The sequence below is a fragment of the Paenibacillus liaoningensis genome (assembly GCF_059609455.1).
Genome location: NZ_JCAALU010000007.1, coordinates 97,934 through 124,727 on the forward strand (window position 1 = coordinate 97,934; position 26,794 = coordinate 124,727).

Annotated in this window: 14 protein-coding genes and 1 pseudogene; 14 read left to right on the top strand and 1 reads right to left on the bottom strand. The window is 50.5% G+C overall.

From position 1 onward, the window contains the following. The first annotated feature begins 1 nt into the window (after position 1). From AC6B99_RS11675 to AC6B99_RS11740, 14 genes and pseudogenes are all read left to right on the top strand, one after another. Positions 2-7,831, top strand: a complete 7,830-nt coding sequence (locus tag AC6B99_RS11675) for an SDR family NAD(P)-dependent oxidoreductase (RefSeq protein WP_496663399.1) — start codon at positions 2-4, stop codon at positions 7,829-7,831. A 39-nt stretch (positions 7,832-7,870) separates the two neighbouring features. Then, on the top strand, positions 7,871-13,099 hold the full coding sequence (locus tag AC6B99_RS11680) for an SDR family NAD(P)-dependent oxidoreductase (protein WP_496663400.1): 5,229 nt from the start codon (positions 7,871-7,873) through the stop codon (positions 13,097-13,099). Between the two features lie 46 nt (positions 13,100-13,145). After that, positions 13,146-16,769, top strand: a complete 3,624-nt coding sequence (locus AC6B99_RS11685; protein WP_496663401.1) for a non-ribosomal peptide synthetase — start codon at positions 13,146-13,148, stop codon at positions 16,767-16,769. 85 nt (positions 16,770-16,854) lie between these two features. Beyond that, complete coding sequence (locus AC6B99_RS11690; protein ID WP_496663402.1) at positions 16,855-17,721, top strand: 3-hydroxyacyl-CoA dehydrogenase family protein; 867 nt, start codon at positions 16,855-16,857, stop codon at positions 17,719-17,721. Between the two features lie 83 nt (positions 17,722-17,804). Continuing rightward, a complete protein-coding gene (locus AC6B99_RS11695; protein WP_046230893.1) occupies positions 17,805-18,074 on the top strand; it encodes an acyl carrier protein in 270 nt (89 codons plus the stop codon). 2 nt (positions 18,075-18,076) lie between these two features. Continuing rightward, positions 18,077-19,249, top strand: a complete 1,173-nt coding sequence (locus AC6B99_RS11700) for an acyl-CoA dehydrogenase family protein (RefSeq protein ID WP_496663403.1) — start codon at positions 18,077-18,079, stop codon at positions 19,247-19,249. A 14-nt stretch (positions 19,250-19,263) separates the two neighbouring features. Then, positions 19,264-20,328 carry an HAD-IIIC family phosphatase gene (locus tag AC6B99_RS11705; RefSeq protein WP_494860517.1) on the top strand — a complete coding sequence of 355 codons (1,065 nt, stop codon included), beginning with the start codon at positions 19,264-19,266 and terminating at the stop codon, positions 20,326-20,328. Between the two features lie 135 nt (positions 20,329-20,463). After that, positions 20,464-21,747 carry an ACP S-malonyltransferase gene (gene fabD, locus AC6B99_RS11710; protein ID WP_056040200.1) on the top strand — a complete coding sequence of 428 codons (1,284 nt, stop codon included), beginning with the start codon at positions 20,464-20,466 and terminating at the stop codon, positions 21,745-21,747. A 10-nt stretch (positions 21,748-21,757) separates the two neighbouring features. After that, a complete protein-coding gene (locus AC6B99_RS11715) occupies positions 21,758-22,456 on the top strand; it encodes a 4'-phosphopantetheinyl transferase superfamily protein (protein ID WP_494882004.1) in 699 nt (232 codons plus the stop codon). Positions 22,457-22,512: 56 nt separating this feature from the next. Next, positions 22,513-23,271, top strand: a complete 759-nt coding sequence (fabI, locus tag AC6B99_RS11720; RefSeq protein WP_056040204.1) for an enoyl-ACP reductase FabI — start codon at positions 22,513-22,515, stop codon at positions 23,269-23,271. A gap of 45 nt (positions 23,272-23,316) precedes the next feature. After that, positions 23,317-24,303: a cysteine peptidase family C39 domain-containing protein gene (locus AC6B99_RS11725; protein ID WP_056040206.1), complete on the top strand. Its 987-nt coding sequence runs from the start codon at positions 23,317-23,319 to the stop codon at positions 24,301-24,303. 11 nt (positions 24,304-24,314) lie between these two features. Continuing rightward, positions 24,315-24,464 (top strand): alcohol dehydrogenase catalytic domain-containing protein, encoded by a 150-nt coding sequence (locus AC6B99_RS11730; protein WP_442952555.1) that lies wholly within the window; start codon positions 24,315-24,317, stop codon positions 24,462-24,464. Further along, a pseudogene (locus tag AC6B99_RS11735) lies at positions 24,445-24,558 on the top strand (zinc-binding dehydrogenase); the annotation flags it as partial. The gene AC6B99_RS11730 and the pseudogene AC6B99_RS11735, both read left to right, overlap by 20 nt. An 80-nt stretch (positions 24,559-24,638) precedes the next feature. Continuing rightward, positions 24,639-25,226 (top strand): DUF1349 domain-containing protein, encoded by a 588-nt coding sequence (locus tag AC6B99_RS11740; RefSeq protein WP_496663404.1) that lies wholly within the window; start codon positions 24,639-24,641, stop codon positions 25,224-25,226. 99 nt (positions 25,227-25,325) lie between these two features. Here AC6B99_RS11740 and AC6B99_RS11745 read toward each other — a convergent pair whose 3' ends face one another. Then, positions 25,326-26,759, bottom strand: coding sequence for an MFS transporter (locus tag AC6B99_RS11745; RefSeq protein WP_496663405.1), 1,434 nt, complete (start codon positions 26,757-26,759; stop codon positions 25,326-25,328). Positions 26,760-26,794 lie beyond the last annotated feature (35 nt).

Here is a 26,794-nt window from a genome sequence, read left to right on the forward strand (position 1 = left end):
CGTGCAGAACAATATTTTTACATTTATCGTGAATCAGACGACAAGCGGCAACATCGACAAGGAAACGGCTGTCGAGATGATTGCCATGCTGAAGCAGGGTGGAGCGAAGGTAGAGGATGACATCGCCATTATCGGCATGTCTGCGAGACTTCCAGGAGCCCGTGATATCCATGAATACTGGAGCAATATTGAAAATGGGATCGACACCGTCAAGCAAATTCCGCAAAACCGGAGAAATGACACCGACGATTATATCAAATTTAAGCAGCTTGACAAGGATAAAATCATTTATCCCGAATATGGCTATTTGGAGGATATTGACGGCTTTGACTATGAGTTTTTCCGCATGTCACCAAGGGAAGCTAGCTTGACCGACCCGCATCAGCGTATTTTTCTGGAGCAGGCGTGGAAGGCGATTGAGGATGCCGGCTACGGTGGCGATAAACTGACAGGCAGCAAAACCGGCGTTTATCTCGGCTATACGCAAAGCCCGAAGGATCTGTATTGCAAAATGATTATGGATATCGATCCGACGCTGATACCAATTGCTACGGTGGGGAATATGCAGGCGATGGCGGCAACCCGCATTTCCTATTTGTTAAATTTGAAAGGGCCTGCGCTCGTTGTAGATACGGCCTGCTCGTCGGCATTAGTGGCCATTGAGCTTGCTTGCCAAGCGATTAAGCAAGGACAATGCGACCAGGCTATCGCTGGCGGAATTAAGCTGAATATTATTCCAGTCGATGACGAGAACATTCGCATTGGCATTGAGTCGGGCGATTGGAGAACCCGGGCGTTCGACGATACGGCCGACGGCTCCGGCGTCGGCGAAGGTGCAGGAGCGTTGCTGCTCAAGCCTTTGAAGAAGGCGCTTAAAGACGGCGATCATATTTATGCCGTCATTAAAGGCAATGCAGCCAATCATGACGGCCAGACCGCAGGCATTACTGTGCCGAATCCGGCATCGCAAACCTCGGTCATCCAGCAGGCGTGGGAGGAAGCGAACATCGACCCGGAGACGCTTGACTATATTGAAACACATGGAACAGGCACGATTCTCGGTGATCCGATTGAAATTAGGGGCATTGAAGGCGCCTTTAAAAAATATACGAACAAGAAACAGTTTTGCGCAATCAGCTCTGTCAAGACGAATATCGGACATTTAAGCGAGGCGGCAGGCATCGCGAGCATTGTCAAAATGGCGCTGTCGCTGAAATATAAAAAGCTGCCGCCAACGATTTATTTTCAAAAGCCCCATTCTTCAATCGCTTTCACGGATTCGCCTTTGTATGTCAATACGAAGCTTCGTGATTGGGAAACGGACGGGCACCCAAGAAGGGGCGGAGTGAGCGGTTTTGGCATGAGCGGCACCAACTGCCATCTCGTGTTGGAGGAAGCGCCGGAGCAAGTGGCTACAGAGCTTGCATCTGCGGGGCCAGAGGTGTTTACGCTTTCGGCGAGAAGCAGTAAAGCGCTGCGGGAGATGCTGCAGCTTTACAATGAATATTTGCAGCAAAGTGGAGGGAACTCTTCGCTTTCCGATATATGCTACACGGCCAATACGGGCCGCAGTACGTATGCTTACCGCCTGGCGCTAATGGCTGCTGATTTGGACGATTTGCAGGTTAAAATCCGTGCTTGCCTGGAAGCCGATCTGGAGTCTTTCACGGCCCCTTGGGCCTGCTATGGAGTTCACCGGGTAGCACGTGCCAACGCAACGCCGAAACTAGGCGAAATCGATGAGCAGGAGAAGCGCCGACTTGGCAGCGAGGCAGACCAGCATTTAGAGAGCTGGATTGCGTCTGGAAAATCCGATGAGCATACGCTGCATTTGCTTTGCTCCGCTTATGCAAGCGGCGGCGATGTGAGCTGGAGCGGGCTCTATGAAGGAGAACGGAGGCAGCGCGTCAGCCTGCCGACCTATGCCCTGCAAAATTCGCGATGCTGGCTGGAGTTTCCCGAGCTGGAGACGTCAGCAGAAGCACAGGAGGATGGCTTCTACTTCGCGCCGGTATGGACGCCAGAGGAGCGTTCGTCCCAAACCGGAGCAGATTTGGCTGGCGCTGTCCTGCTCCTTGGCGGAAGAAGCGATTGCCATAAGCAAATCGCTGAAGGCTTGGAGGCAGCATGTGCGCGGGAGCAAAGGGCCATTATTAATGTCTCGCTAGGCGAGGAATACATCCAGCACCATTCCGGTTCTTATACAATTCGCAACACGCAGGACGATTATATTAGACTTTTTGAAAATATTGGTGCCGAAACGCTCACGCAAATCGTCCATATGCTCAGTTTGGATACTATCGCTCCAATCGACCGCGTAGAGCAGCTGGATGAGAGCCAAAAACGCGGATTATACAGTCTTTTCTATCTATATAAGGCTTGGCTGCATACGAACGGAAAGCAGCCGCTTGACGTTGTTCTTCTAACAGACAATGCCCAAGAGGTGAGCGGTGTGGAAACGCTCATTCGCCCGGAACACGCAACCGCGATTGGCTTCGGCAAGGTTGTGACGAAGGAGCATCCGCCATTCAATGTCCGAAGCATTGATATGGATCAGGATACGGATGCGGTGCAGCTTAATGAGGAGATTATGTATGGCGCAGGATCATCGCCGTATGGGGTCGCTTTCCGCGCAAATGGCCGTTACGTGGAGCAATTTGCCCAAATGGAGCTCGATCGCATCGCGGATGAGCCTGTAACGATTAAGGAGCAGGGCGTTTACATCATAACGGGAGGAACAGGAGGAATCGGTCTTGAGGTGGCAAAGTCGCTAGCTGCAAGTGCCTCTTCCATTAATCTGATCCTCGTGAACCGGTCGGCGATGCCTGAGCGGGAACGCTGGGATGCGATTGTCCAGACCGGGACGGATCTGCTTTTAATCAGCAAAATTAACGCCATTCGCGAGTTGGAAGCAGCTGGAGCACAGGTCAAGCTGTATCAGGCAAACATTTCTGATGAGCCGGAGCTTAGAGCAATGCTTTCGGATGTTCGCAGCGTGTATGGAAAAATTGACGGTATCGTTCACAGCGCGGGCGTGGCTATCGACCAGCTGCTGAAGGACAAGCAGGAAAACGTTATACGCGACGTACTGCTGCCTAAAGTAAACGGAACGTGGCTTCTGAACAAATGTACGGAGGATGATCAGCTTGATTTCTTCGCCATGTTCTCATCCGTCGCTACCATATATTACGGTTCGACCCAAAGCGATTATGTGGCAGCTAACGCTTATATGGACTCATTCACTCATTATCGGAGCAAGCAGGGCAAGAAGACGCTGACGATTAACTGGACGACGTGGAAGGAAACCGGCATGGCGAAAAATAGCGGAGTGGCGGTGAGCACCATCTTCCAGACGCTGCCAACGGCCAGCGGCATTGAAGGGTTTACCGCATTGCTGAACAAGCAAAGCCGCCGAGCGTTAATCGGCAGCTTCAACTATGACCGGTTGGGCATTTTATTGCTGGAAAAAGCTACGGTCAGGCTGTCAGAGCCGCTGCAGCGCAGACTCGACTATCATAAGCAGCAGCTTGCCAGCGCTGGCTCCACTTCCAATAAGGCTGCGAAGCCGAAGGGAGCGGCAAAGAGCAGTGAAGTACAACTGACCGGCCGTGACGGGGCAGCCTACAACGAAACCGAAAAAACGATTGCTGCGGTTTGCCAAAATGCGCTCGGCTATGCCGAGATCGACATTAACGACAATTTCTTTGAGCTTGGAGCCGACTCCATATTGCTGATGCGCATCCATGCGGAGCTGGATAAACGCTACACCGGCTTGTTATCGGTTGCGGACATGTTCGAGCATTCGACGATTTCCAAGCTGGCGGAATATATCGTAGAGCAGGATACGGAGAGCAGCATGCCTCAGCAGACGATCGCTGCGCGTGAAGCTTTGTCAACGGACAGCGATATTGCAGTAATCGGCATGTCATTCCAGTTCCCGAAGGCGAGCACGAACGAGGAATTTTGGGGAGCGCTGCAGGCTGGCGTTGATAACGGCAGCGGCTATCCGGATGTTAGAAGAAAGGATATGGAAAAATACGTTGCCTTCAAAGGTTGGCCGCTCAATGCGGTCGATTACGAGATGGGCAGTTATTTGGACGAAATCGACAAGTTCGACTATCGCTTTTTCCGAATGTCTCCGAAGGAAGCGAGCACGACCGATCCGAACCATCGCTTATTTTTGCAGACAGCATGGCATGCCATCGAAGATGCCGGCTACGGAGGCAAAAAGATTTATGGCACGAAAACGGGGGTTTACCTCGGATTTGCGTCCAATATGGTCTATTTCCACCGCATTATTAGCGAGGTCGAGCCGCAGTCGGAAGGCGCTTCGCTAGTTGGCAATACGGCTTCGGTAGCGACAGGCAGAGTTTCATATCTGTTCGATTTGAAGGGCCCGAGCGTCGTTGTTGATACGGCTTGTTCTTCCTCCTTGACCTCCGTGCATTTGGCTTGCAAATCAATACGCATGGGCGACTGCGAAATGGCGATTGCCGGCGGGGTACGGCTGAACATGATGCCTATTTTCCGCAAGGGCTCGCCAAGAGGCATCGGCATGGAGTCGACAGACGGCAAAACAAGGGCGTTTGATGAGCTCTCCGAAGGGACGGGAACAGGCGAAGGGGTTGGGGCGATACTGCTCAAGCCGCTGCAGAAGGCGATACAGGACAGGGATAATATTTACGCTGTCATCAAGGGAAGCGCATCGAACCAAGATGGAAGCTCCGCTGGCTTGACTGCGCCGAACCCGGCTGCTCAGGAGGAAGTTATTATTCAGGCATGGGAAGATGCCGCGATTGATCCTGAAACGGTTACGTACATTGAAACGCACGGAACGGGCACCCAGTTGGGAGACCCGATCGAAATTCAGGGTATCCAGCGCGCTTTTAAACGGTATACCCAGAAGAAACAATTTTGCGCGGTCGGATCTTCAAAAACGAATTTAACGCATTTATCAGAGGCTGCGGGCATCGCGGGCGTCATTAAAGCGGTTTTGACGCTGAAAAACAAAGAGCTGCCGCCAAATCTGTATTTTAACCGTCCGAACCGAAAAATCGACTTTATGAACTCGCCTGTGTATGTCAATGCAACCCGCAAATTGTGGGAGCCGGAAGGCCATCCGCGAAGATGCGGTGTAAGCGGCTTTGGCATGAGTGGAACGAACTGCCATGTCGTTATGGAAGAGTATTTGGGCGCTGAAACCTCGCATCTGCAAGGCGAAGAGGAGCTTAGTCAACGTCCGCAGCTGTTCACGCTCTCCGCACTGACGGATACCGCTCTTCGGCGCCTCGTCAGCCAATACAAATCGCAGCGTTTTGGCGACGGTTCAGCGGCTGCCTTCCGCAACGCCTGTTATACCGCAAACACGGGACGCGGCCACTACGCGCACAGGCTGGTTCTTATCGTAAACGACGCGGAGGATTTCAACCGGAAGCTTGCGGAAGTGGACGAATACGGTTTCGAAAACGTAAAACAGCCTTGGTTGTTCTACGGCTTCCATAAAATCGTCTCGGAAACGAAAGCGAAAAAATCCGAAGGCGAAATTACAGAAAGCCAGCGAATAAGCATGACGAAGCAGTTCGGACAATTGGTCGACGGTTATGTAGATGGGGAACGCACTGATGCCAGCAGCCTGCCGAACATTTGCGAGCTTTACGTACAAGGGGTGGAAACCGATTGGGAACCTTTCTACTTCGGTGAAGAGCTGCATCGAATCAGCCTCCCAACCTACCCGTTCGAAAGAGAGCGCTGCTGGGTTGAGATTCCTGAATACGAGCAGGCTGTGACTGAAGTAACGGCTGGCGGCTTGTATTACGGGGGGCAGTGGGTAAGACAGGAGCAGCTGATGGCAGAGCAGACAAGCCAGGCCGGACCAGTTCTTATCTTTATGGATGAGAAGGGCTTGGGACAATCGCTTGCTGCTGAGTGGAACCGGAGAGGAACCAAGACCGTTCAAGTTTATTTGCGAAAGCAATATGCCAAGCTCGATGACGGCAGCTATCACGTAAGCGGTACAGTGGACGATTATGTGTTGCTGCTGAAAGATAACAAGGGCACAACGTGGAGCAAAATCATCCATCTGTTCAGCATCGTGCCGGAAGGCATGGCGGTTGACTGGAACAGCTTTAATGAAACGCAGTATAGAGGCGTCTACAGCCTGTTTTATTTGTCCAAAGCGGTAGCCCAAGTAGGATTAAGCGCTGTAACCGATACGGTTATCATTTCTGATTATGTCGATGTTGTAAGCGGACGTGAACCCCGGGTCAATCCGTGGAATGCACCGCTCCTGGCACTCGGAAAATCCGCAAGGCAAGAGCTGCCGAGCATGCTGTGCCGCGCTATTGATATCGATGAAGCAACGAGTTTGGATACGATTATACGCGAAATAGGGGCAGCACCGTCGTATTATATGGTCGCTTTTCGCGACAATGAGCGCTATGCCGAAATTTTCAAGGAATACCGCGTGCAAGAGGCAAATGAGCAGCCGATCGAGGTCAAGGAAGAAGGGATCTACCTCATTACAGGCGGGACAGGCGGCATGGGCATTGAGACAGCCAAATATTTGGCGGCGAGAAAGAAAGTCAATATTGCGCTCATTAACCGTACGCCTTTGCCAGACAAAGCAACATGGGATGATATGATCGACCGCAACAGCAGAACCGACCGCAAGGCTATCCAGAGAATAAAAGCGGTACGTGAGATTGAAGCAATGGGTGCACATGTCGAATGCTACAGTCTCGATATCGCTAATATGCAGCAAATGGAAGAGTTGGTCGGCGGGCTACGCGCACGTTATGGACGCATTAATGGCATTGTCCATGGCGCCGGTGTAGGCGGTGATGGCTTCCTTTATTTGAAGGAAGAGCAGGTGTTCAACGAGGTCGTCCATCCGAAGGTGTTCGGAACGTGGATTCTCGACAAGCTGACCGAGCAGGATCGGCCTGATTTCTTCCTCATGTTCTCCTCCATGAGCTCGCGTTTCGCAGTGCCGGGGCAAGGGGATTACTGTGCAGCTAATACGTTTTTGGATGCATTTGCCAAATACAAAACGTTGAACCAGCAAAAAGCGCTGTCCATCAACTGGGTTGCGTGGAAGGAAACCGGTATGGCGGTGGAGTTCGGCGTCAATGCAGACGGCGCCTTCAAGGCACTTCCTACAGCAGTGGCTATGCGCGGTTTGGACGAAGCTTTGAACCGGAGCGTATCGAACGTTTTAATTGGGGAGCTTAACTACGGCTCGGATCTGCTGTGGGAGCTTGGTCTCGTTCCGCAGCTCCTGGATGCGCCGATTGATGCTGCCATAACGGGGTCCCAGAAACGGTGGGAGGCCAGGCAGCTGGCTTCGCAAAGACGCTTCGAGGGCGAAATCAAGCTTACTGGAAAAGACGGCGATTACACCGATCTGGAAACGAAGCTGGCGGAAATCTATTGCCAGGTTCTTGGCTTTAATGAAATCGACATGGACGATAATTTCTTCGAGCTTGGCGGCGACTCGATTTTGCTTGGCAGAGTTCACGCTTCTCTGGAAAAGCATTATCCGGGCAAGGTCAGATTGCTGGATTTGTTTGAATACACTTCCGTCAGCAAGCTGCAGCAGTATATGCGGGAGGATGAAGAGGAGCAGAATGCAGCAGGCACAGAAGCTCTGGAACATCTTGCGTACGACCGCGAGATGTCGCAAGTATTGCAGCAGGTAAGTGCAGGAGCAAGCCTGGAGGAAGATACGAAGCGGCTAATGGAGGAACTGGGCAATGGCACACTATCCATTGAACAAGCGATTGACCAGCTGACGAAAACCGGCCAGAACAGCAGCGATACGAGGAAAAAGTAATTGGCGCAGCAACTTTGGACGCCCGGAGGGTAAAAGGCTATGGATAAGCTTTACCACTATATTCTCAAGAGAGCTACCGAAGGAAAAATCGAAAAAGAAGATGCCATCCGCATGGTCACGCTGCTTAGGCAGGCGCAGGCAGTGCAAGAGGAGAGCCGCAAGGAGGACATCGCCATTATCGGGATGGCCTCCCATATTGCGGGCACTGACTCCTCAGAGGAGTTCTGGCGGCAAATCGCCTCCGGCGTTGATTTAGTAGGAGCTTTTCCGAAAGAGAGAAGTGCTGACATTGACGGCTACCTGACCAATATGCTGGATGAAATGGGCTGGGAATTAAAATATTCGCCGGGCGCGTACATGCACGATATAGCTTCCTTCGACTACAGCTTTTTCCGCATTACGCCCAATGAGGCCGCTCTGATGGATCCTTCCCAGCGCATCTTTTTGCAAACGGCCTGGGAAGCGATTGAGGACGCTGGCTATGGCGGGAATAAGCTTGTTGGAAGCCATACAGGCGTATACGTCGGCTATTCCAGCAGCTCGAGCTATCATTCCATGATACTGGAAACCGAGCCGGAATCAGCAGCAACGGCATTAACAGGCAACATTGCCGCCATGCTTCCGACGAGAATTTCCTACATGCTTGATTTGAAGGGGCCGACGCTCATTTTGGATACAGCCTGCTCCTCCTCGTCGGTTGCGATTCATCTAGCCAGCAAAGCTATTCATAACGGCGATTGCAAAATGGCGATTGCAGGCGGCATCAGGCTTAATCTTCTGCCGATCGACAACTCAGGCCTGAAGCTGGGAGTTGAAGCGGTGGACGGACGAACGCGAACGTTTGACGCTGAGGCCGAGGGTGCTGGCTGGGGAGAGGGCAGTGCTGCTGTTTTGCTAAAACCGCTTAGCCAGGCCGTAAAGGATGGGGACCGGATATATGCTGTTATAAAAGGGAGTGCCATTAACCAGGACGGCACTTCCATCGGTATAACCGCTCCCAATTCGGCTGCCCAGGCTGAGGTGCTGCTTAAGGCGTGGCAGGACGCAGGCATTGATCCAGAGACGTTGTCTTACATTGAGGTGCATGGAACAGCAACAAGGCTTGGCGATCCGCTCGAAATAGAAGGGTTGTACAGGGCGTTCCGAAAGCATACGAACCGCAAGCAATTTTGCGCAGTCAGCACCGTTAAGACGAACGTGGGCCACTTGTACGAATGTGCCGGCATTGCCGGTGTTATCAAAGCCGCTATGTCGTTAAAGCATCGCAAAATACCGGCTACGGCCCATTTCAACCGCCCTAATGCAACGATTGGCTTTAGCGATTCGCCAGTCTATGTCAACACCCAATTGCGGGAGTGGGAGGCTGGGGAGCATCCACGCAGAGCGGGCATCAGCGCCTTCGGCCTGAGTGGAACCAATTGCCATATTGTTCTAGAGGAGTATGCTCCACCGCAGCAGTCGGAGCGCGCAGACGATGTATACGCTGGGCTGCCTCATGTCCTTGCGATATCGGCCAAAAGCATCGCGCCGCTGCTTGGAATCGTATCTGGCTACGAGCAGTACTTAAACCGGGAAGCACAAATCCCGCTGCGGGATTTGTGCTATACGGCTAACACCGGCCGGGGGCATTATGCGCACCGCATTGCCATCATTTTCGAGGATGCCGCCGACCTAATGCGCAAAGTCGCTCTGTTAGCAGACCATTCTCTTGATGAAACCATTCACGATGATATCCGCTACGGCAGGCATAAGGTTGTCTCCGGCAATAAGCAGGTTCTGGCTGAAAATGAAATTAAAAAGCCGCAGCATGCGGAGCTGACCCGCACCGCTTCCGAGAAGGTCCGGCAATTTATCGGCACCGGAAAAAAGGACAAGCAACTGCTCCATGACATTGGCAGCCTGTATGTCCGCGGCGCGGATGTCAATTGGGAGGAGCTGTATCAAGGCGAAGCCCGCTGCAAAACGTATGCGCCAACCTACGCCTTTGAGAAACAGCGCTGCTGGCTTGATCTTAATATGCCGCAGCGGGGCGAAAAGGATGGTGCTGAAGCTGCGCTGCACTACGCCATGCAGTGGCGCAAGTGCAGCAGAAGCCCCGAACCATCCGGCATTGACGGAGCAGCCGTCGTATTTATGGATGCGGCGGGAGTCGGACAGACCATTTCTGCATCCTTGCGGGAAAGCGGCAGGCTCGTTATCGAGGTGAAGCTTGCAGAGGATGATGGGCCCTTTGGCTGCACAGCAAATTCTAACGGCGAAGGCTACCAGATAGACGGTTCCAAGGCAAGCTATCTCCAGCTTATGCAAGCATTGAAGGATGTGCCGTTTGGCCAAATCATTCATCTATTGGCGCTGGACGCACATGACGTCAGCGATTCGCTGGAGACGCTTAAGCGGCGGCAGGCAAGCGGTGCCTACAGTCTGTTTTATTTGACAAAAGCGCTGGTGCAGGCGGAAATTCAGCAGCCGCTTGCGCTGCATATCCTCACTAGAAATGCTGTAGAAGCTACCGGCGCAGAGAAGCTGCTTATACCCGATCATGCTTCTGTTTACGGCATGGGCAAGGTTATGGCCAAGGAGCTCTCAAATGTGTCATGCAAATATATGGATATAGAGGAATCGGTTCCGCTCGGACAGATAATCGGAGAGCTTCAGGCCAATGACGTGTATGGTGTCGCGCTTCGAAACGGTGACAGATATACCGAAATATTTGCTGAGCTGCGAGACGTTCAGTTAGAAACCAGCCGCCGCTTGGAATTGCAGGAGCAAGGGATATACCTGATTACAGGCGGCTTAGGCGGCATTGGGCTGGAAGTGGCAAAGTGGTTTGCAGCTCAGAGCAAGGTCAATTTGGCTTTGATTAGCCGCACTCCGCTGCCGCCGAGCTCGGAATGGCAAGCTGTTTTAGAAGGCAGCGAGGCTTCAGACAAGCTTAGAAAGCGGCTTCGCATAGTGAAGGAGCTGGAGAGGCTTGGTGCGACGGTAGAATGCATCAGTGCCGATGCAGCCGACTATAGCGCTATGGAGAAGGTTATTGCTGATTTGAAAAGCAAGTATGGACAAATACGGGGCATCGTGCACGGTGCGGGCGTCTCGAATGACGGGCCGCTTGCTGACAGAGGCGATGATATGTTCAATGCCATCTACGCTCCGAAGGTGTATGGCACATGGGTGCTAGATGCGCTTACGAAAGACCAGAAACTTGATTTCTTTATTATGTTCTCGTCAGTCGCGACCATATTCAGTGCCTTCGGGCAAGGGGATTATGCGGCAGCCAACGCCTATTTGGATGCTTATGCTCCTTATCGGCAAAGAAGAGGCGGGCGTACGCTTACTGTGAACTGGACGACGTGGAAAGAGACTGGGATGGCCTTTGATGGCGGGCACGTATTCGATACGATTTTCAGGACGCTGCCGACTGAGCTAGCGCTTGAAGGCTTCGCTTCTTTGCTGCAAAGCGGTGCAAGTAGAGCGCTAATAGGACAAATCCACTACGATGGCGCAGGTGCTATGCTGCTTGAACGCTCCGGTGTATCTTGCTCCGATTCGATTCGGAAGCGGATTGCGGCGAAGAAAGACAGCAAGCGGAAGCAAAGCGACGGCAATGTGCAGAAGAAGGAACGCAGCGCGGAAGGCGTTGTCATGCTTGGCCGGGAGGCCGGCAGCTACTCTGAGCTGGAGCAGAAGCTTGCCTTATGCTGCAAGCTTGTCCTCGGCTATGAGGAGATCGACATCTATGACAATTTCTTTGAAATGGGTGCAGATTCACTCGTATTAATGAAGCTCCAGGGCGAGATTGAGACGCATACGTTCGAAATGGTGACGATCAGCGATCTATTCGAATATTCGACTGTCGTTCAATTGGCGGAGCATCTGCAAAAGCAATCCGCCAGTCGGGACCCCATCCGCTCGAGCCAGTATCCGCCTATGCAGAATGCAGCTATTAAGCCGTACTATCCAGCATCCCATGCCCAGAAACGCATGTTCCTTGGCTTTAAACGGGAGCCGCAGCTGACAAGCGCCAATCAGTTCAGAGTTTCGGTGCTGAACATCCGGGTGGAGCCCGAGCGGATGGAGCTGGCTGTGCGCCGCATGATTGATAGGCATGAGTTGCTGCGAACAGCTGTTACGAGCATGGATGGGGAAATTGTCCAAGTAATCAGGGAACAAGTCCCATTCGAGATGGGGTACTGGGAGGCAGATGAAGCTGAGGCGAAAGACATTATTAATCGGTTCAAGCAGCCGTTTAATTTGAATGAACCGCCGTTTTTCCGGCTTGGCCTCGTGAAGGTCGAGGAGGAAAAATATTATCTGCTTTACGATGCCCACCACATTATTACAGATGGCGTATCCATGGAAATTTTCATGCGGGAGCTTGTTCAGCTGTACAAAGGTGAATCGCCGCCGGCCCTGCCGTACCAATACAAGGATTATGTGGAATGGCAGTTCTCCTTCATGCAGACGGAGCAAATGAAGCGCCAGCAGCTTTTCTGGGAAGAGACGTTTACGGGCGAAATCCCTGTGCTGCGGCTGCCGACAGATCAGCCAAGGCCCGAGCATTTTGTTTTTGAGGGCGGTATCGTCATGAGCTTGGTTGACCGTGAGCTGACGGAAAAGCTGAAACAGCAGTCAAGCGTATCTGGAGCGACGATGTATATGCTGCTGCTTGCCGCTTATGCCGTGCTGCTGTCCAAGTATTCCGCGCAAGACGACCTGGTCATCGGATCACCGGTTACGGGACGGCCAAAGCGGGAAATGGACAAAATTCTCGGCATGTTCATCAATATGCTGGCGATGCGGCTTGCTCCCCGTAAGGAACTGACCTTCTTAAGCTGTTTGGAACATATAAAAGCAAGCGCAGTGCAGGCTTTCGACAATCAGGATTACCCGCTTGACGAGCTGATCCATCATTTGAATGTAAAGCGAAGCGCAAACCGCCACCCGCTGTTCGATACGGTGTTTATTTATCAAAATGTTCCTGTTGATGAAAGGGCGATTGGCCATTCTATCGATGAAGTTTATAATCTGACCGATTATGAACTGACGCTGGAGGCTATGGAGCAGGGCGGGATGCTTCGCCTGAGGCTGGAGTACAACATGCGGCTGTATGATCGACAGACAGCGGAGCGAATGCTGAAGGATTACTTGAGCATTCTTGAGGCTATCGCGAAGCAGCCCGATATCCTTCTGCAGAACATTGAACTGGCCAGCGGTAGAACCGAGGAGCCGTTATATGAGGATGATGAGGAAATCTCCTTTAATTTTTAGGCGGCCATCCCCATCAACCATGTAGAAAAGAAGGGAGGGAATGGATATGGATTCCTATTCGGAAAATATGCTGTTGACGAGCGGCAAATGGCAGGAGGAGAGAGAGTATTGGCTTAGCAAGCTTGATCCTTCCGCTGAGCCGAATGCTTTTGAGGGCGACCTCAAGGATGCTGGCTTGCGCCCGGGAGCGGTCGATTTGGTCAAAGGCCCGATTCCGCCTGAATTGACCGAACGGCTGCTGCCCTTATGCAGGTACTCCCAGCAAGGCTTGTATGCGTTTTTGCTTTCAGGTGTACTCTATTTGCTTCATCGATATACGGGGGAACGGATCGTGACCACTGGCATGCCATCCGGACAACAAACGGTAGAAAACACTGCCCCCAACCGGCTGATCGCCCTGCAGGTGCATGTCGATGAAGCATTGCCGTTCAAAGAATATATACAGCAAGTTAGCCAAACGGTGCAGGAGGCAAGGAAGTACAAGCACATTCCCTTCCAAGCCATTATCAGACTGCTTAAGCACAATCCCGAAGCAGCGGTCCCTGCCTTCAAAACGGTCGTTGCCCTGAATACGCTGCATGCTCCTTTATACATGCAGGACTCGAAAGCTGCGGTTACCTTTTATTTCATTATGGAGGGCGATCGCCTGCAGCTGGAGCTGCTCTATGAACGTTCCATGTATTCGCAGCGATATATGGAACGGATGTTTGATCATTTTGTCGGTTTTCTGGAAGAGGTGATTCAGCAAACGGATATTCCGCTGAACCAGATACGCTTGCTTTCACAGGGGGAAATAGAGTCGCTTGAGCGGTTAAATCCGGCGGCTATACGTTATCCAAAGGATAAAACGGTACATGAGCTGTTTGACAGCCAAGCGATGAATACTGCGGATTGGACCGCGCTGCGTTTTGGCAGGATGGAGCTTACTTACGGGGAGCTTAAGGATCGTTCGGACCGGCTCGCTTGCCTGCTTCGCAGCAAGGGCATTGGAAGGCACCGAGTTGCCGCTGTCATGACGAATCGGTCTTTGGAAATGATGATCGCGATTTTGGCGGTGTTGAAGGCTGGGGGCGCCTATTTGCCTATTGATCCGGCTTATCCGCCGGACCGGATTAGGCATATGCTGGCCGATAGCGGCGCAGGCGTCCTGCTTACACAGGATGGATTGATCAGCCATGTTGATTTTCAGGGGGAAACCGTCAATCTCGACGACAATCGGGTATATGGAGAGCTCGATCCTCTGCTTTCAAATGTGAATGACCCGGAGGATGCCGCTTATTTAATCTATACGTCCGGCTCTACTGGCCTGCCGAAAGGGGTGCTGGTTCCGCACAGGGCAGTCGTTAATTTTATAACGGGCATTACAGGCCGAATCCCTGCCTTCACAGAAGGAAAAACCATTGCTGCCGTTACGACGCTCTGCTTCGATATTTTCGTGCTGGAGACACTCCTGCCGCTGACGCAGGGACTAATTGTTGTTATTGCGGGCGAGGAGGAGCAGCATAATCCGGCCATGCTCCAGCGGTGGCTTGCGCACAATCGGATCGAGCTGCTGCAGGCGACGCCTTCCCGGATTCAACTGCTGCTGAACGATAATTCGGCAGAAGCAGGCTTGGAGCAGATAACGACGCTTATGGTAGGCGGGGAAGCCTTCCCCGATGAGCTGCTTCACCAGCTTCGGGAACGGTGCGGCGGGGCAAGCATTTACAATATGTACGGCCCAACAGAGACTACGGTTTGGTCCTCTGTCAAGGATGTGACGAATGCGAGCGGCATAACGCTTGGGGCACCTATCGCCAATACGCAAATGTATATTGTCGACCCGCTTCTGCGTCTGCTGCCGGAAGGCGTGGCTGGAGAGCTTTGTATCGCCGGAGACGGCGTCGCGATGGGCTACTGGAAGCGGGAGGAGCTGACGGCTGACAAATTCGTACCATGTCCTTATGGAAACGGTGGGAAGATGTACCGGACAGGCGATCTGGCACGAAGGCTGCCCGGCGGGGATATTGAATTTCTGGGGCGCATGGATCATCAAGTGAAAATTAGAGGGTTTAGAGTCGAGCTTGGCGAGATCGAATCTGCCCTATTAAGCCTAGAGCAGATTAAAGCGGCTGTGTGCATTGCACAGGAGGATGGTGAAGGAAGCCACATTCTTTGCGCCTACTATGTTTCCACGGCGGCTCTGTTGGCGGAAGGCATAAGAAGCGCAATAGCTTCCCGGCTGCCTGATTATATGCTGCCCTCATTCTATATTCCGCTGAGCGAGCTTCCATATACACCAAACGGGAAAATAGACCGGAAGCAGCTGCCCAGCCCTTATGAAAAGGTCAGCGGACTTTCCATCGGCGAGCCGCCAGCAGATGAGCAGGAGGAGAAGCTGCTCCGCATTTGGAAGGCTGTGCTGGAGGTAGAGACGATTGGCGTAACCGACGACTTCTTTAATGTCGGCGGCCATTCGCTAAAAGCGTTGAAGCTGGAGGTAGAGCTGGAGAAAGCGGGATTTTCCTTCGAAAGCGAGGAGATTTACCGCTACCCGACGATTAGGGGCTTTCTGCGGCGGATGAATGGCGAAGGAGCAGGAGCAGCAATCTTTTCGCCAAAAAGCCGAGCGGCATTTGAATCTGAATCATTTGCTAGTGCGGCATTGCTGACGCTCAAGCATGATGAACGGATCCAACCGTTTAACGATTTATTTTACAAGGAGTGCTTCTATCACTCGCTGTTTCCCATTCTGTCCTACTACCAGCAAAGCCTGCTGCCGATTCTCGCCAATGATACGGTTATCTATCGATATGATGAGGATACGGTTCACTTTCAGGTAGATTACGCAGCGGCAAGGCCAATAGAGCAGCTTTTGCTAGGATTAGGCATTCGGACGGAAACGAGAACGGTCGGACATTCCGTAATCGAGGAGCTCAAGCGAGCTGTCCTCAGCAATAAGCCGGTTATTGTACGAATTGACTGCTACTACGCCTCAAACCGGGCTGAAACGTACAAAAAGCAGCATTGGCCGCATTCATGGCTCGTATTCGGCTTTGATGACAGCAGGCAGATGTTCGGCGTCATAGAGCATGACCATATTGAAAGGCTGACCTATGAGAAAAGATGGGTGAGCTACGAGGATGCGCTGCAGGGGCATCTTGGCTTTATGGACCATTTTGGAAGCGAAATACCTGTTTATTATGAATTTTCAGCTATTCATTCCGATGATGTAGTGCCTCAAACAGATAGCTTAGTAGAAACGACTGCTTCCGCCGCGGCACATCGCCAGCAGCTTCTAGACAGCAGCATGCAGTCGCTGTACAGCTTTCTAGAGAAGGTTAAACAAGCGCTGCGGGATGGGCAACTGATCAAAGATTATGGCGAAAGCTTGCTTGATACGCTTAATCAAATTGTAAATGCCAAGCTCGTAGACCTATATCGCTATGAGAAATTAGCCGGTGGGTATATGGAGCTGCAAGGCGCGGTTGAAGAGAGCCTGGAAGCTTGGAAGCAAATTCGGGCTCTAGTGGCAAAAGCGGTGTTTGCCGCCAAATTAAGCGCCAAATCTGCCGTTATGCTGAACCAGCAGCTGGATTCGGCACTCGCGCTGGAACGCGAATATGCGGCAAAGCTTGTGGGCATACATCCCCAGACGTTTGAGCTGGAAGGTACCCAATCGACTTACTAGACAACATTTTGCTAGCCAGCAGGAAGGCTGTCTTGCTATCTTGCTGGCCGGCTAGCTGGCTAGGGAGCAGACCTATTAAAATCCAATGAAGAAAGAAGTGGAGATCGCTGTGAAAATCGGGGTAATCGGAGCAGGTGTAATGGGAAGAGGGGTTGCCCAAGCGCTCGCCCAATCAGGCTTATCGGTGGTGCTTGTAGACATTGAGCAAGCGAAGCTTGAACAGGCGAGGGAGGAAATTGCCACCCAGCTGCGATTCCGTGGGCTGTTCGGCTCCTCGGGAAACTTGGAGGCTTCAGAGCAAATTATGGATCGCATCGTATTTACGATGGAGCATCATAATCTCAGCGACGTCAGCTTTGTCATTGAGAACGCTACGGAAAATTGGGACGTCAAGCGCAGCATTTACGAGCTTATTGATGGCATCTGCCAGCAAGATTGCATTTTTATGATTAACACATCCTGCATCTCCATTACAAAGCTGGCCGCCGTGACCACACGTGCGCCGCAGGTTATCGGCACTCATTTTATGAATCCGGTGCCAACCAAAAAAACGGTCGAGGTCATTCGTGGCTTTCATACCTCTGAGGAATGTATCCGTGCGGTCGATGGACTTATGGGCAGCATGGGCAAGGAAATGATCGTCGTTAACGACTATCCGGGCTTTGTATCCAATCGTATTTCCCATTTGTTTATGAATGAAGCTGCTTATGTTGTGCAGGATCAGGTGGCGTCGGCAGAGGAAGTCGATGAAATTTTTAAAAAATGCTACGGACATGCGATGGGGCCGCTCGAAACGGCTGACTTGATCGGTCTGGACACGGTCGTGCATTCCTTGAATGTCCTTTATGAAAGCTATCAGGACTCGAAGTTCCGCTGCTGTCCGCTGCTTAGGAAAATGGTCGACGCGGGGCTGCATGGCCGCAAGAGCGGTCAAGGGTTTTATACGTATTAATGCGTAATCATGCATGCTAATGACTGCTAATGATTGGATTTCGTACTAGATTAACCCGAATCGGGATGAGGAGAGTGCCAATAATGGAAGAAATGAAAGTTAAAATCAAGAAGTTTTTATCGCGGTTTTTCCGCAAGCATGAGCTTGGGGATGATGAGGATATTTTCGCATTAGGATTTGTCAATTCCCTGTTCGCGATGCAGCTGGTTATGTTTCTGGAGAAGGAATTTGCGCTTACTATCGATAGCCGTGACATGGATTTGGACAACTTCCGCACCATTAACCGGATGGTCAGTCTGATTCAAGAGAAAGCAGCGGTTGATCAGCAGTCTTCACAAGTATCGGGAGGTTAAGGATGAAAATTGAACTGACTCCAGAACAGGAAAATTGGCAAAATGAGTTCAGCGCGTTTGTTGATAGCGAGATGGTGCCGCTAGCTGATCTCAATGACAGCGAGGAGCGTATTCATCCAGATATGCTTAGGAAAATGGCAGAGGCTGGCTATCTGGGATCGATGCTGCCCAAAAAATACGGCGGTATGGAGCTGGACAACGTCACGCTAGGCATTCTTAACGAAGAGGCGGGTCGCGGCTGCTCGTCCGCAAGAAGCTTGTTGACCGTTCACGGAATGGTATCCCTTGCTATATTGCGCTGGGGAACAGAGAAGCAGCAGAGCAACTGGCTGCCGAAGCTTGCGACCGGCAGCACATTGGCAGCATTTGGCCTAACGGAGCCAAACGCCGGCAGCGATGCCAAGAGTATTGAGACAACGGCCGAGTTAGACGGGGACGAATACGTATTGAATGGCCGCAAAAAATGGATTACGATCGCGCAAATTGCCGATCTGTTTCTCATCTTCGCCAAAGTGGGCGGCCAGCCAGCGGCATTCCTCGTTGAGCGGGAGCGAATCGGAGTATCGGTATTGCCCATGTCCGGCCTGCTCGGTGCAAGGGGATCTATGATTGCCGAAGTCGTGCTTTCCGACTGCCGAATTCCGCAAGAAAATTTGCTTGGCAAGCTCGGCATGGGACTGACTCATATCGCGCTGCCTTGTCTCGATTACGGCAGGTACACTATAGCGTGCGGTTGTGTCGGTTTGGCGCAGGCCTGTCTGGAGGCTTCTCTAGAATACGGAAGCACTAGAGTCCAATTTGGACGGCCGCTCCGGGACAATCAATTGATTCAGAAGATGATTGCAGAAATGGCCGTACAGGTGAAGGCGGCTAGAATGCTTTGTTATAAAGTCGGATATTTACGCGATAGCGGCGATCCCGACAGCATTATGGAAACGTGGACGGCCAAATATTTTGCTTCGACTATGCTGGGCAAAATCACCAGCGATACGGTGCAAATTCATGGTGCTAACGGCTGCCATAGCGGCTATCCGGTTGAACGCTATTTCCGCGATGCCAAAATTAATGAAATCATCGAGGGAACGTCGCAGATGCATGAAATGCTGATTGCAGAGCAGCAGTTCGTGACCAGCCGCCGAGCAGGGCGGACAATGGCTCAAACAGCCAATTCATAAGGAGATGAATGCCTGTGGCGTACAATGTTGAGGAGAAGAAGGATACGGCCAAGCGTAAAATCAAATGTGTCGTGTGGGATTTGGATCATACGATTTGGAACGGTATTTTAATGGAGGATACAACCGTTGAGCTGCGAAGCGATATTGTCAACGTCATCAAAACGCTGGATGAGCGAGGCATCCTGCAGTCCATTGCCAGCCGCAATGAGCATGAAGTGGCGATGGAGAAATTGAGAGAGCTCGGGATTGATCATTATTTCATCTACCCTCAAATCAGCTGGAACCGCAAATCTTCTTCGATTAAGACGATCGTCGAATCGATTAATATCGGGATGGATACGATTGCGTTTATCGATGATCAGCCGTTTGAGCGGGAGGAGGTCAGCTTCAACCATCCAGACGTCCTGTGCATAGATGCTGCGGAGACAGAAGGGCTGCTTGAAAGGCCGGAATTTAATCCAACCTTTGTTACTGAGGACTCCCGGAACCGCAGAAGCCTTTACATGAGCGATATCGTACGCAATGAAGTTGAAGCCAGCTTCGATGGCTCACAGGAGGAGTTTCTCGCTTCGCTAAGTATGGTATTTACGGTTTCCTCGGTTGAGGGAGACGATTTGAAGCGGGCGGAGGAGCTGACGGTAAGAACTCATCAGCTGAATGCAACGGGCTACACGTATTCCTATGAGGAATTGGATGCATTCCGCCATTCACCGAACCATAAGCTGTTTATTTCCGAATTGGAGGATAAATACGGCACGTACGGCAAGATCGGCTTAACGCTGCTTGAATGCAAGGATAATATTTGGACGCTGAAGCTGCTGTTAATGTCATGCCGTGTCATGTCCAGAGGCGTAGGCAGCGTCATGCTTCAATACATCGCCAGGATGGCGCATGATGCGGGAGCGGTATTGCGCGCTGAGTTCGTGCCTACTGACCGTAATCGCATGATGCTGCTTACGTATAAATTTGCTGGATTTAAGGAAGTGGAGGAGCGGGACGGACTGCTCATTTTCGAGCATGATGCTGCCCATCTGCAAAGCGCTCCAGACTATCTCACCTTAATCAGCCGTGTTGAATGAATGGATGAATAAACAAAACAGGTTCACGATGAACATCGGCTAGAGGGTATAGCTGAAGCAGGATAGCAGGTTAAGTGGTCGTGCGTGCCTGTTTACGGAAAAAATACGGCTAATATGATATTGGAGGAAGTAATAATGGAAAAAATGGCGTTTCTGTTCCCGGGTCAAGGCTCTCATTTTGTCGGCATGTCGAAAGGTCTTTATGACCAATATACGATCGTGAAGCAAACGTTCGAGGAAGCTAACGATGTGCTTGGCTATGATTTGGCTAAGCTTTGCTTTGAAGGCTCGCTTGCAGAGCTGTCCAAAGCAAAAAATGCCCAGCCTGCCATACTCGTATCAAGCGTAGCCAGCTTCCGCGTTTATATGCAGGAGATTGGTATTGTTCCGCAATTTCTTGCCGGGCACAGCCTTGGCGAATATGCGGCGTTTACTTGCGCGGGAGCGATTCGTTTTTCCGATGCGGTGAAGCTGCTGCACGAACGGGGAAAAATGACCGACGAGGTTGCGTCAAGCGATGTTGGAGCCATGTCCATTATTGATGGCGTTGAGCGAAAGCTGGTTGTGGATGAGTGCAAAGCGATGGAGCAGGAGGGCCGTCAGGTTTGGGTGTCCTGCTATAATACGCCGAATCAAACCGCGATTTCGGGGGAAAGCGATGCGGTTATGGAACTAGAGGATAGGCTCGCGAATCATGGCGGGCTGGCAACGCCGCTGCTTGCGAGTGCACCGTTCCACTGCAGCTTCATGCAGCCGATGGCTGACCAATTATTGGACAAATTGTCCGGGCTGGAGTACGGTTTTTTCAAATATCCGGTCATTACGAACCGCAATGCCGAGCCGATGGCACATTCGGAGAAAGTAGCGCAAAATCTTGCGCTGCATTTAACTAGCCCGGTACAATGGGAACGTACGATGCAATATTTTAAACATAAAGGCGTTACACTTACGGTTGAAATGGGACCTAAAAATGTATTGACCAATATGGTGAAGGCGAACGTGGATGGAATTGAAGCACTCTGCTATGGCACGAAGGAGGATCGCAAAAAAATCGAGCAAATTTTAGCCGCTTATCCGGGTCTAAGAAAGCATATCCCGACGATTATTACGCGAAGCCTGGCTGTCGCAGTAGCTACCCTTAACCAAAACTGGGATAATGAGGAGTACCAGGAGAAGGTTGTGAAGTCGTACCGCAAAATTCAGGAGATCCAGGATCGTCTTGAGGAGACAGGGGAGAAGCCAGCTTTGGAACAAATGAGAACAGCGCTCGATTTGCTGAAAATCATTTTGGATACGAAGAAGGTTTCGGTAGAAGAGCAGACACGCTGGTTCCATCAAATTATTGACGAGACGGGCATGTATTATGAATTAAACGACTATCTTGCTCCTTCACGTCTAGCAGAAAAAATTTCCCGATAGGAGTTTATCCATGATTGAGGTTTATATGCTGCGGCTGGATGAGAGGAAAGCTGAGGCGCTTTACCCCGTTATGCTGAAATACGTTTCAGAAAGCAAGCGGGAAGCTGTCCGCCGCTTTCGCCGGCCGATTGACGCTTATCGATCGCTGACGGGTGAGATTTTAGCCCGTCTTGCGATTTGCAAGCGGTGGCAGTTATCGAATAATGAGCTTTCTTTCTACAAAAATGAGTTTGGCAAGCCGCTGCTAGATAACGCTACCATCGACTGCGAGTTTAATGTGTCACATTCCGGGGACTGGGTAGTCTGCGCCTTCGGCGACTGCCCGGTCGGAATTGACGTTGAGCGCATGAAGCCGCAAGACTTGTCGATTGCAGAGCGGTTCTTTGCTCCGGTTGAATATGAGATGCTGATGAGTTTGGCTGGCAGCCGCCAGCTCACGTATTTTTACCAGCTGTGGACGTTGAAGGAAAGCTATATCAAGGCAGTAGGCAAAGGAATGTCGATCCCGCTTGACTCCTTCTCTTTCTTAGTCAAGGAGGACGGTGAAGTGGCGGCAAGCCTTGAAGCAGGGGCGTCTGCCGCTTATTTTATGCAAACCTTTGCAGATGAGGATCATGCGCTGGCACTATGCACCTTCCAGCAGACGGAGCCCATCTTTAAAGAACTGGATTATGAGGAGCTGGAAAGCCTGCTTTCCATGCTCCAATAATCATTAACAGCTAGTTGCATAAAGGAATATAACCTTGCTTGGAGGAGATAGAGCTGATGCTGATGAAAGACCGTACCATTGTCGTATCAGGCGTTGCTAATGAGAAAAGTTTAGCGTGGGGAGTTGCTAAATCGCTTCATCGAGAAGGAGCAAGGCTTGTGTTTACTTACCGAAAGGATAAGTCTTTGCGTAAACTGACGAAGCTGCTTCAGGAGCACGGAATAGAGGCGGCAGCTGTTGTTCCATGCGATATACTGAATGATGCGAGCATTGAAGAGGCATTCAGCACCATTGGAGAACAGGTCGGGACGATTCATGGTCTCGTGCATTCTATCGCCTATGCGGATCAACTTCAAGGAGAATATATCGACACGACGAGAGAAGGCTACCTGCTGGCGCAAAACGCCAGCAGCTTTTCATTAGTGGCAATGGCCAAGCAGGCTCGCGGCCTAATGAAAGAGGGGGGCGCCATTGTGACGCAAACCTATATAGGATCTGGTCGTGTCGTGAAAAATTATAATGTTATGGGCGTTGCGAAGGCCGCGCTCGAAGCGAGCGTTCGCTACTTGGCTGAGGATTTAGGCAAGCATGGCATTCGTGTGAATGCCGTCTCGGCTGGACCGGTGCTCACATCGGCAGCTTCAGCGATTGCTGATTTTCAAGATAAGCTGACGGCCATGGAGCAGCAGGCGCCGCTTCGGCGCAATATTGACCAGAATGAAATAGGAGATGCGGCGATGTTTTTGCTAAGCGTCCTATCAAGAGGGGTTACAGGTGAAGTTCTCCATGTCGATGCAGGCTGCCATATTTTTTAGGGCAGCAGTCTGAAAGGGCCATTACACAGCGGATGGAGGCAGGTCATGTCAAGAAAAGCGCTTTACCTTCAGGAACCGGAAGTTAGCACGTACACCCCATACGGAATCTTGTTTTCCATCATAAGCGAACCGTTATGGCGGTGGGTATTCAATAACTTTATTCAAATCAGATATGCTTATTTATGGGAAATGTTCGCTTTTGACAATCACCATATCCTGCTCAAAATCTGTCCTGGCCTATCCTATAATCAGCTTCCTCAGGAAATAGTCATTGCCAAATGGGGAAAATCATTAAAGGATGTCATTATCGAGTCGATAGATCTTGGCTATTATGTACATATTTTCGTAGACCGGTATTATATATCCTTGACAGATTCGTACAAAAATGGTCATCATATGCATGAGCTATTAATTTACGGATATGATTTGGACAAGGATATGGCGCTTGTCGCAGACAACTTTGTGGAGCAGTTTATAAAGGCGGAATGCCCTTTTTCGGAGTTGGAGGAGGGTTATTGGTGTGCGTCCGATAAATACGATTTCTATACAGAAATTCGCTTTTTGAAGCGCAACACGGACTTTGAATGCCATATTAATATGGAACAAATTGCTGCTGGCATGCAAAATTATTTATACTCCAAACCTACGTTTGATTTGGTGGTGGAGCAGCCGTTCGAATTCGGATTTCAAGCGCTGCAGCGGCTTCTTACAGATCCACAGAATATGGATACCTCATCAGCTGAATATAGAAGATTTGACCTGCGTGCGTATCACCTGCTGTATGAGCACAAACTTTTAATGGAAAAGCGCCTTGCCTATTTAATGGATCATGGGCATATGCTATACGACCAGCGATTGCTAGACACTAGCGTGGATTTAAAGCAGCGGTACTTGTCCATGCGAAATTTAGTGATTAAATACAGATTTAAAGAGGACGAGAAGCTGTCCTGCAGCATCTACGCTAAGCTGCAGGACAATCTGGGGCGGGAGGAAGCCTTTATTTTAAGCTGTTTGGAGAAGATGAAAGCTTAGGCTATACCCCTATCAAAAAATGCTCAAGGCATCGACCTTGGCGTTTCCCGCGTATTATTGGCGCTGATTTCTCTGGTATCATAACCGAATGCGGATCGCAGGTGAAGAACTTCAAAGTAGGAGACGAGGTGCGAGCAGGGGAGTGTCATACCTGTCATTGAGCATGTTTTTCCACTTGCTCAAATAGCTGATGCTCATATACTGATTGAAGCTCATAAGGTACGAGGAAAAATTGTAATTAATAATGGAGACTAGCAAACCTCGTAGATTCAGGTCATACTATTTTTGAGGAGCATAGTCTCAAACCGATTTTTATGAATAAGGAGACCTATACAATGAAATATGAATTACAACATACATTTTGGCTTAATGAACCGAAAAAGTATGCCGTCGAACCTTATAAGGTTACAATTACAACGGAGCCGGGAACCGATTTTTGGCAGCGAACCTATTACGGTTTTCAAAATGATTCCGCCCCCGCTTTATTGCTGAAAACAGTCGAGCCTTACTTTTCATTTGTTGTGAAGACGGAGTTTAACAGTAAACATCGTTATGACCAGTGCGGCGTTATCCTTTATCAGAACAGCGAAAACTGGTTTAAAGCGTCTATTGAATTTGAAAATGATGACTATCAACGGTTAGGAAGTGTCGTTACCAACCATGGGTTTTCGGATTGGGCGACAACGGACATCCCGGCAAATGTAAAGACGATGTACTACCGATTAAGCCGTCGTGAAAGTGATTATTGTATTGAAAATTCCTATGACGGAATCACTTATAAACAAATGCGTATCTTTCATATGTTCGAAGGCGGAGCAGAAATTCAATTTGGCGTATATGCCTGCAGTCCGGAGCAATCTTCTTTTGAGGCTGTTTTTAGCGAGCTTGAAATGACAGAATGCATGTGGAAGACGCATCAATAAAAGGGATAAAATTGCGGTACTTACTTGAAAAATGCCCCGAAATCCATAAGGATTCCGGGGCATTTTTGATGATTCGGACAAGCTTTTTTCAGTGCTCGTTTATATCAATTTGCGGGATAAGCTGGTTACCAACAAGACAACAGAAAGTCCCGCTGTTATAAGCCCAATGGTGTGCAGTCCGCTTGATGTAATCGCACCGCCGAAGGTAAGTCCCAGCAAGCTGGTGGATAAGATGCACCCGATTGAACGAAATGTGACATATAAGCCGGAAGCAGCTCCGGTCTCTTGCGCTGGAGTTACAACGTATAAAGCAGTTTGCAGCCCCATATTGTTGAACCCATTAGGAATGCCAAGCATTGCATTAATCAGAACAATTATAAGGATAGAGCTGTTATCGCCCAAAAGCAGCAGAAGCAACGTACTGAGTACAAGAAGACCATTGCCAGCGATAATCGTTGTACGGTAGCCGAAACGCTTGTTGCACTTGACTGCCACGGAAGTCATGATTATACCTAGTCCAGCTAATGGCAGCATTAGCAAGCCGGTGGTTTTCGGATCAAAGCCTTTCACTTGACTGAGCCATAGCGGGATACAGAAGAATAGGGAATAGAATACAATATTCACTCCAATATACTGAAAATACACAGACCGCAATCGGCGGTTGGAAGTGAGCATCTGTAAGTTAAGAAACGGATTGGCTGCCCGCTTCTCCCATATCACAAGTGCAAGCATGGATATGATTGCGCAGCCAAGAAGCCACCATGACATTCCTTTTGACAAGGACAACAGAAACAACATTAGAGTAGTAAGCATGATCATAAAGAGAGTGATTCCCGGAATATCGATACGTGACCAAATGTTTGGTGTGGAGGCCGGGAAGGCATCTTCGCTGCTTGCTGCTTGCCGGTCTTGGTCTTTGGGCAGCCATAGTCGAGCAATAAATAATGTAGCCAATGCAATGGGAATGTTGATCCAGAAAATAGACGGCCAACCGACAGAACCGACAAGAATGCCTCCAAGTGTAGGGCCGAATGCAGCCATGACGTTAGCCATAATGGAGACAAGGGCTAATGCCGAGGAAATCCGGTCTGGATGATCCTGCTCATTGTGCTTTGCTGCGGTCGAGCGTAGCATGGACATGCCAGCAGGGAAAGCAACGGCACTGCCAAGTGCTTGCATCATTCTCAGCGCCAATAGCATGCCGAAATTTGATATCCATATTGCCAGCAGGCTGCTGATTACAACGAGTATAAGTCCACTCATGAAAATTTTTTTGGCTCCAAACAGATCGGATAGCTTGCCTGCAAGGGAGGGACCGACAGCTCCGGCTAAGTAAAAACCGGAAAGCAGCCAGGTGACCGTCGCCAAATTGACCTGAAACGCATTGCCAATCTGCAAAAGAGCAACGGCAATCATCGATGAATTAAGCGGATTGAGAAGTACGCCAAGCGCGACAACCCATGCAACCTTGCGGAGCATCTTATCTGGATTTTCAGTTGATCGTGAAGTGGGAAAAGCTAATTGCTGTGCCATGGGCGACCTCCAAAGTGCATTAGAATATTCCCAGT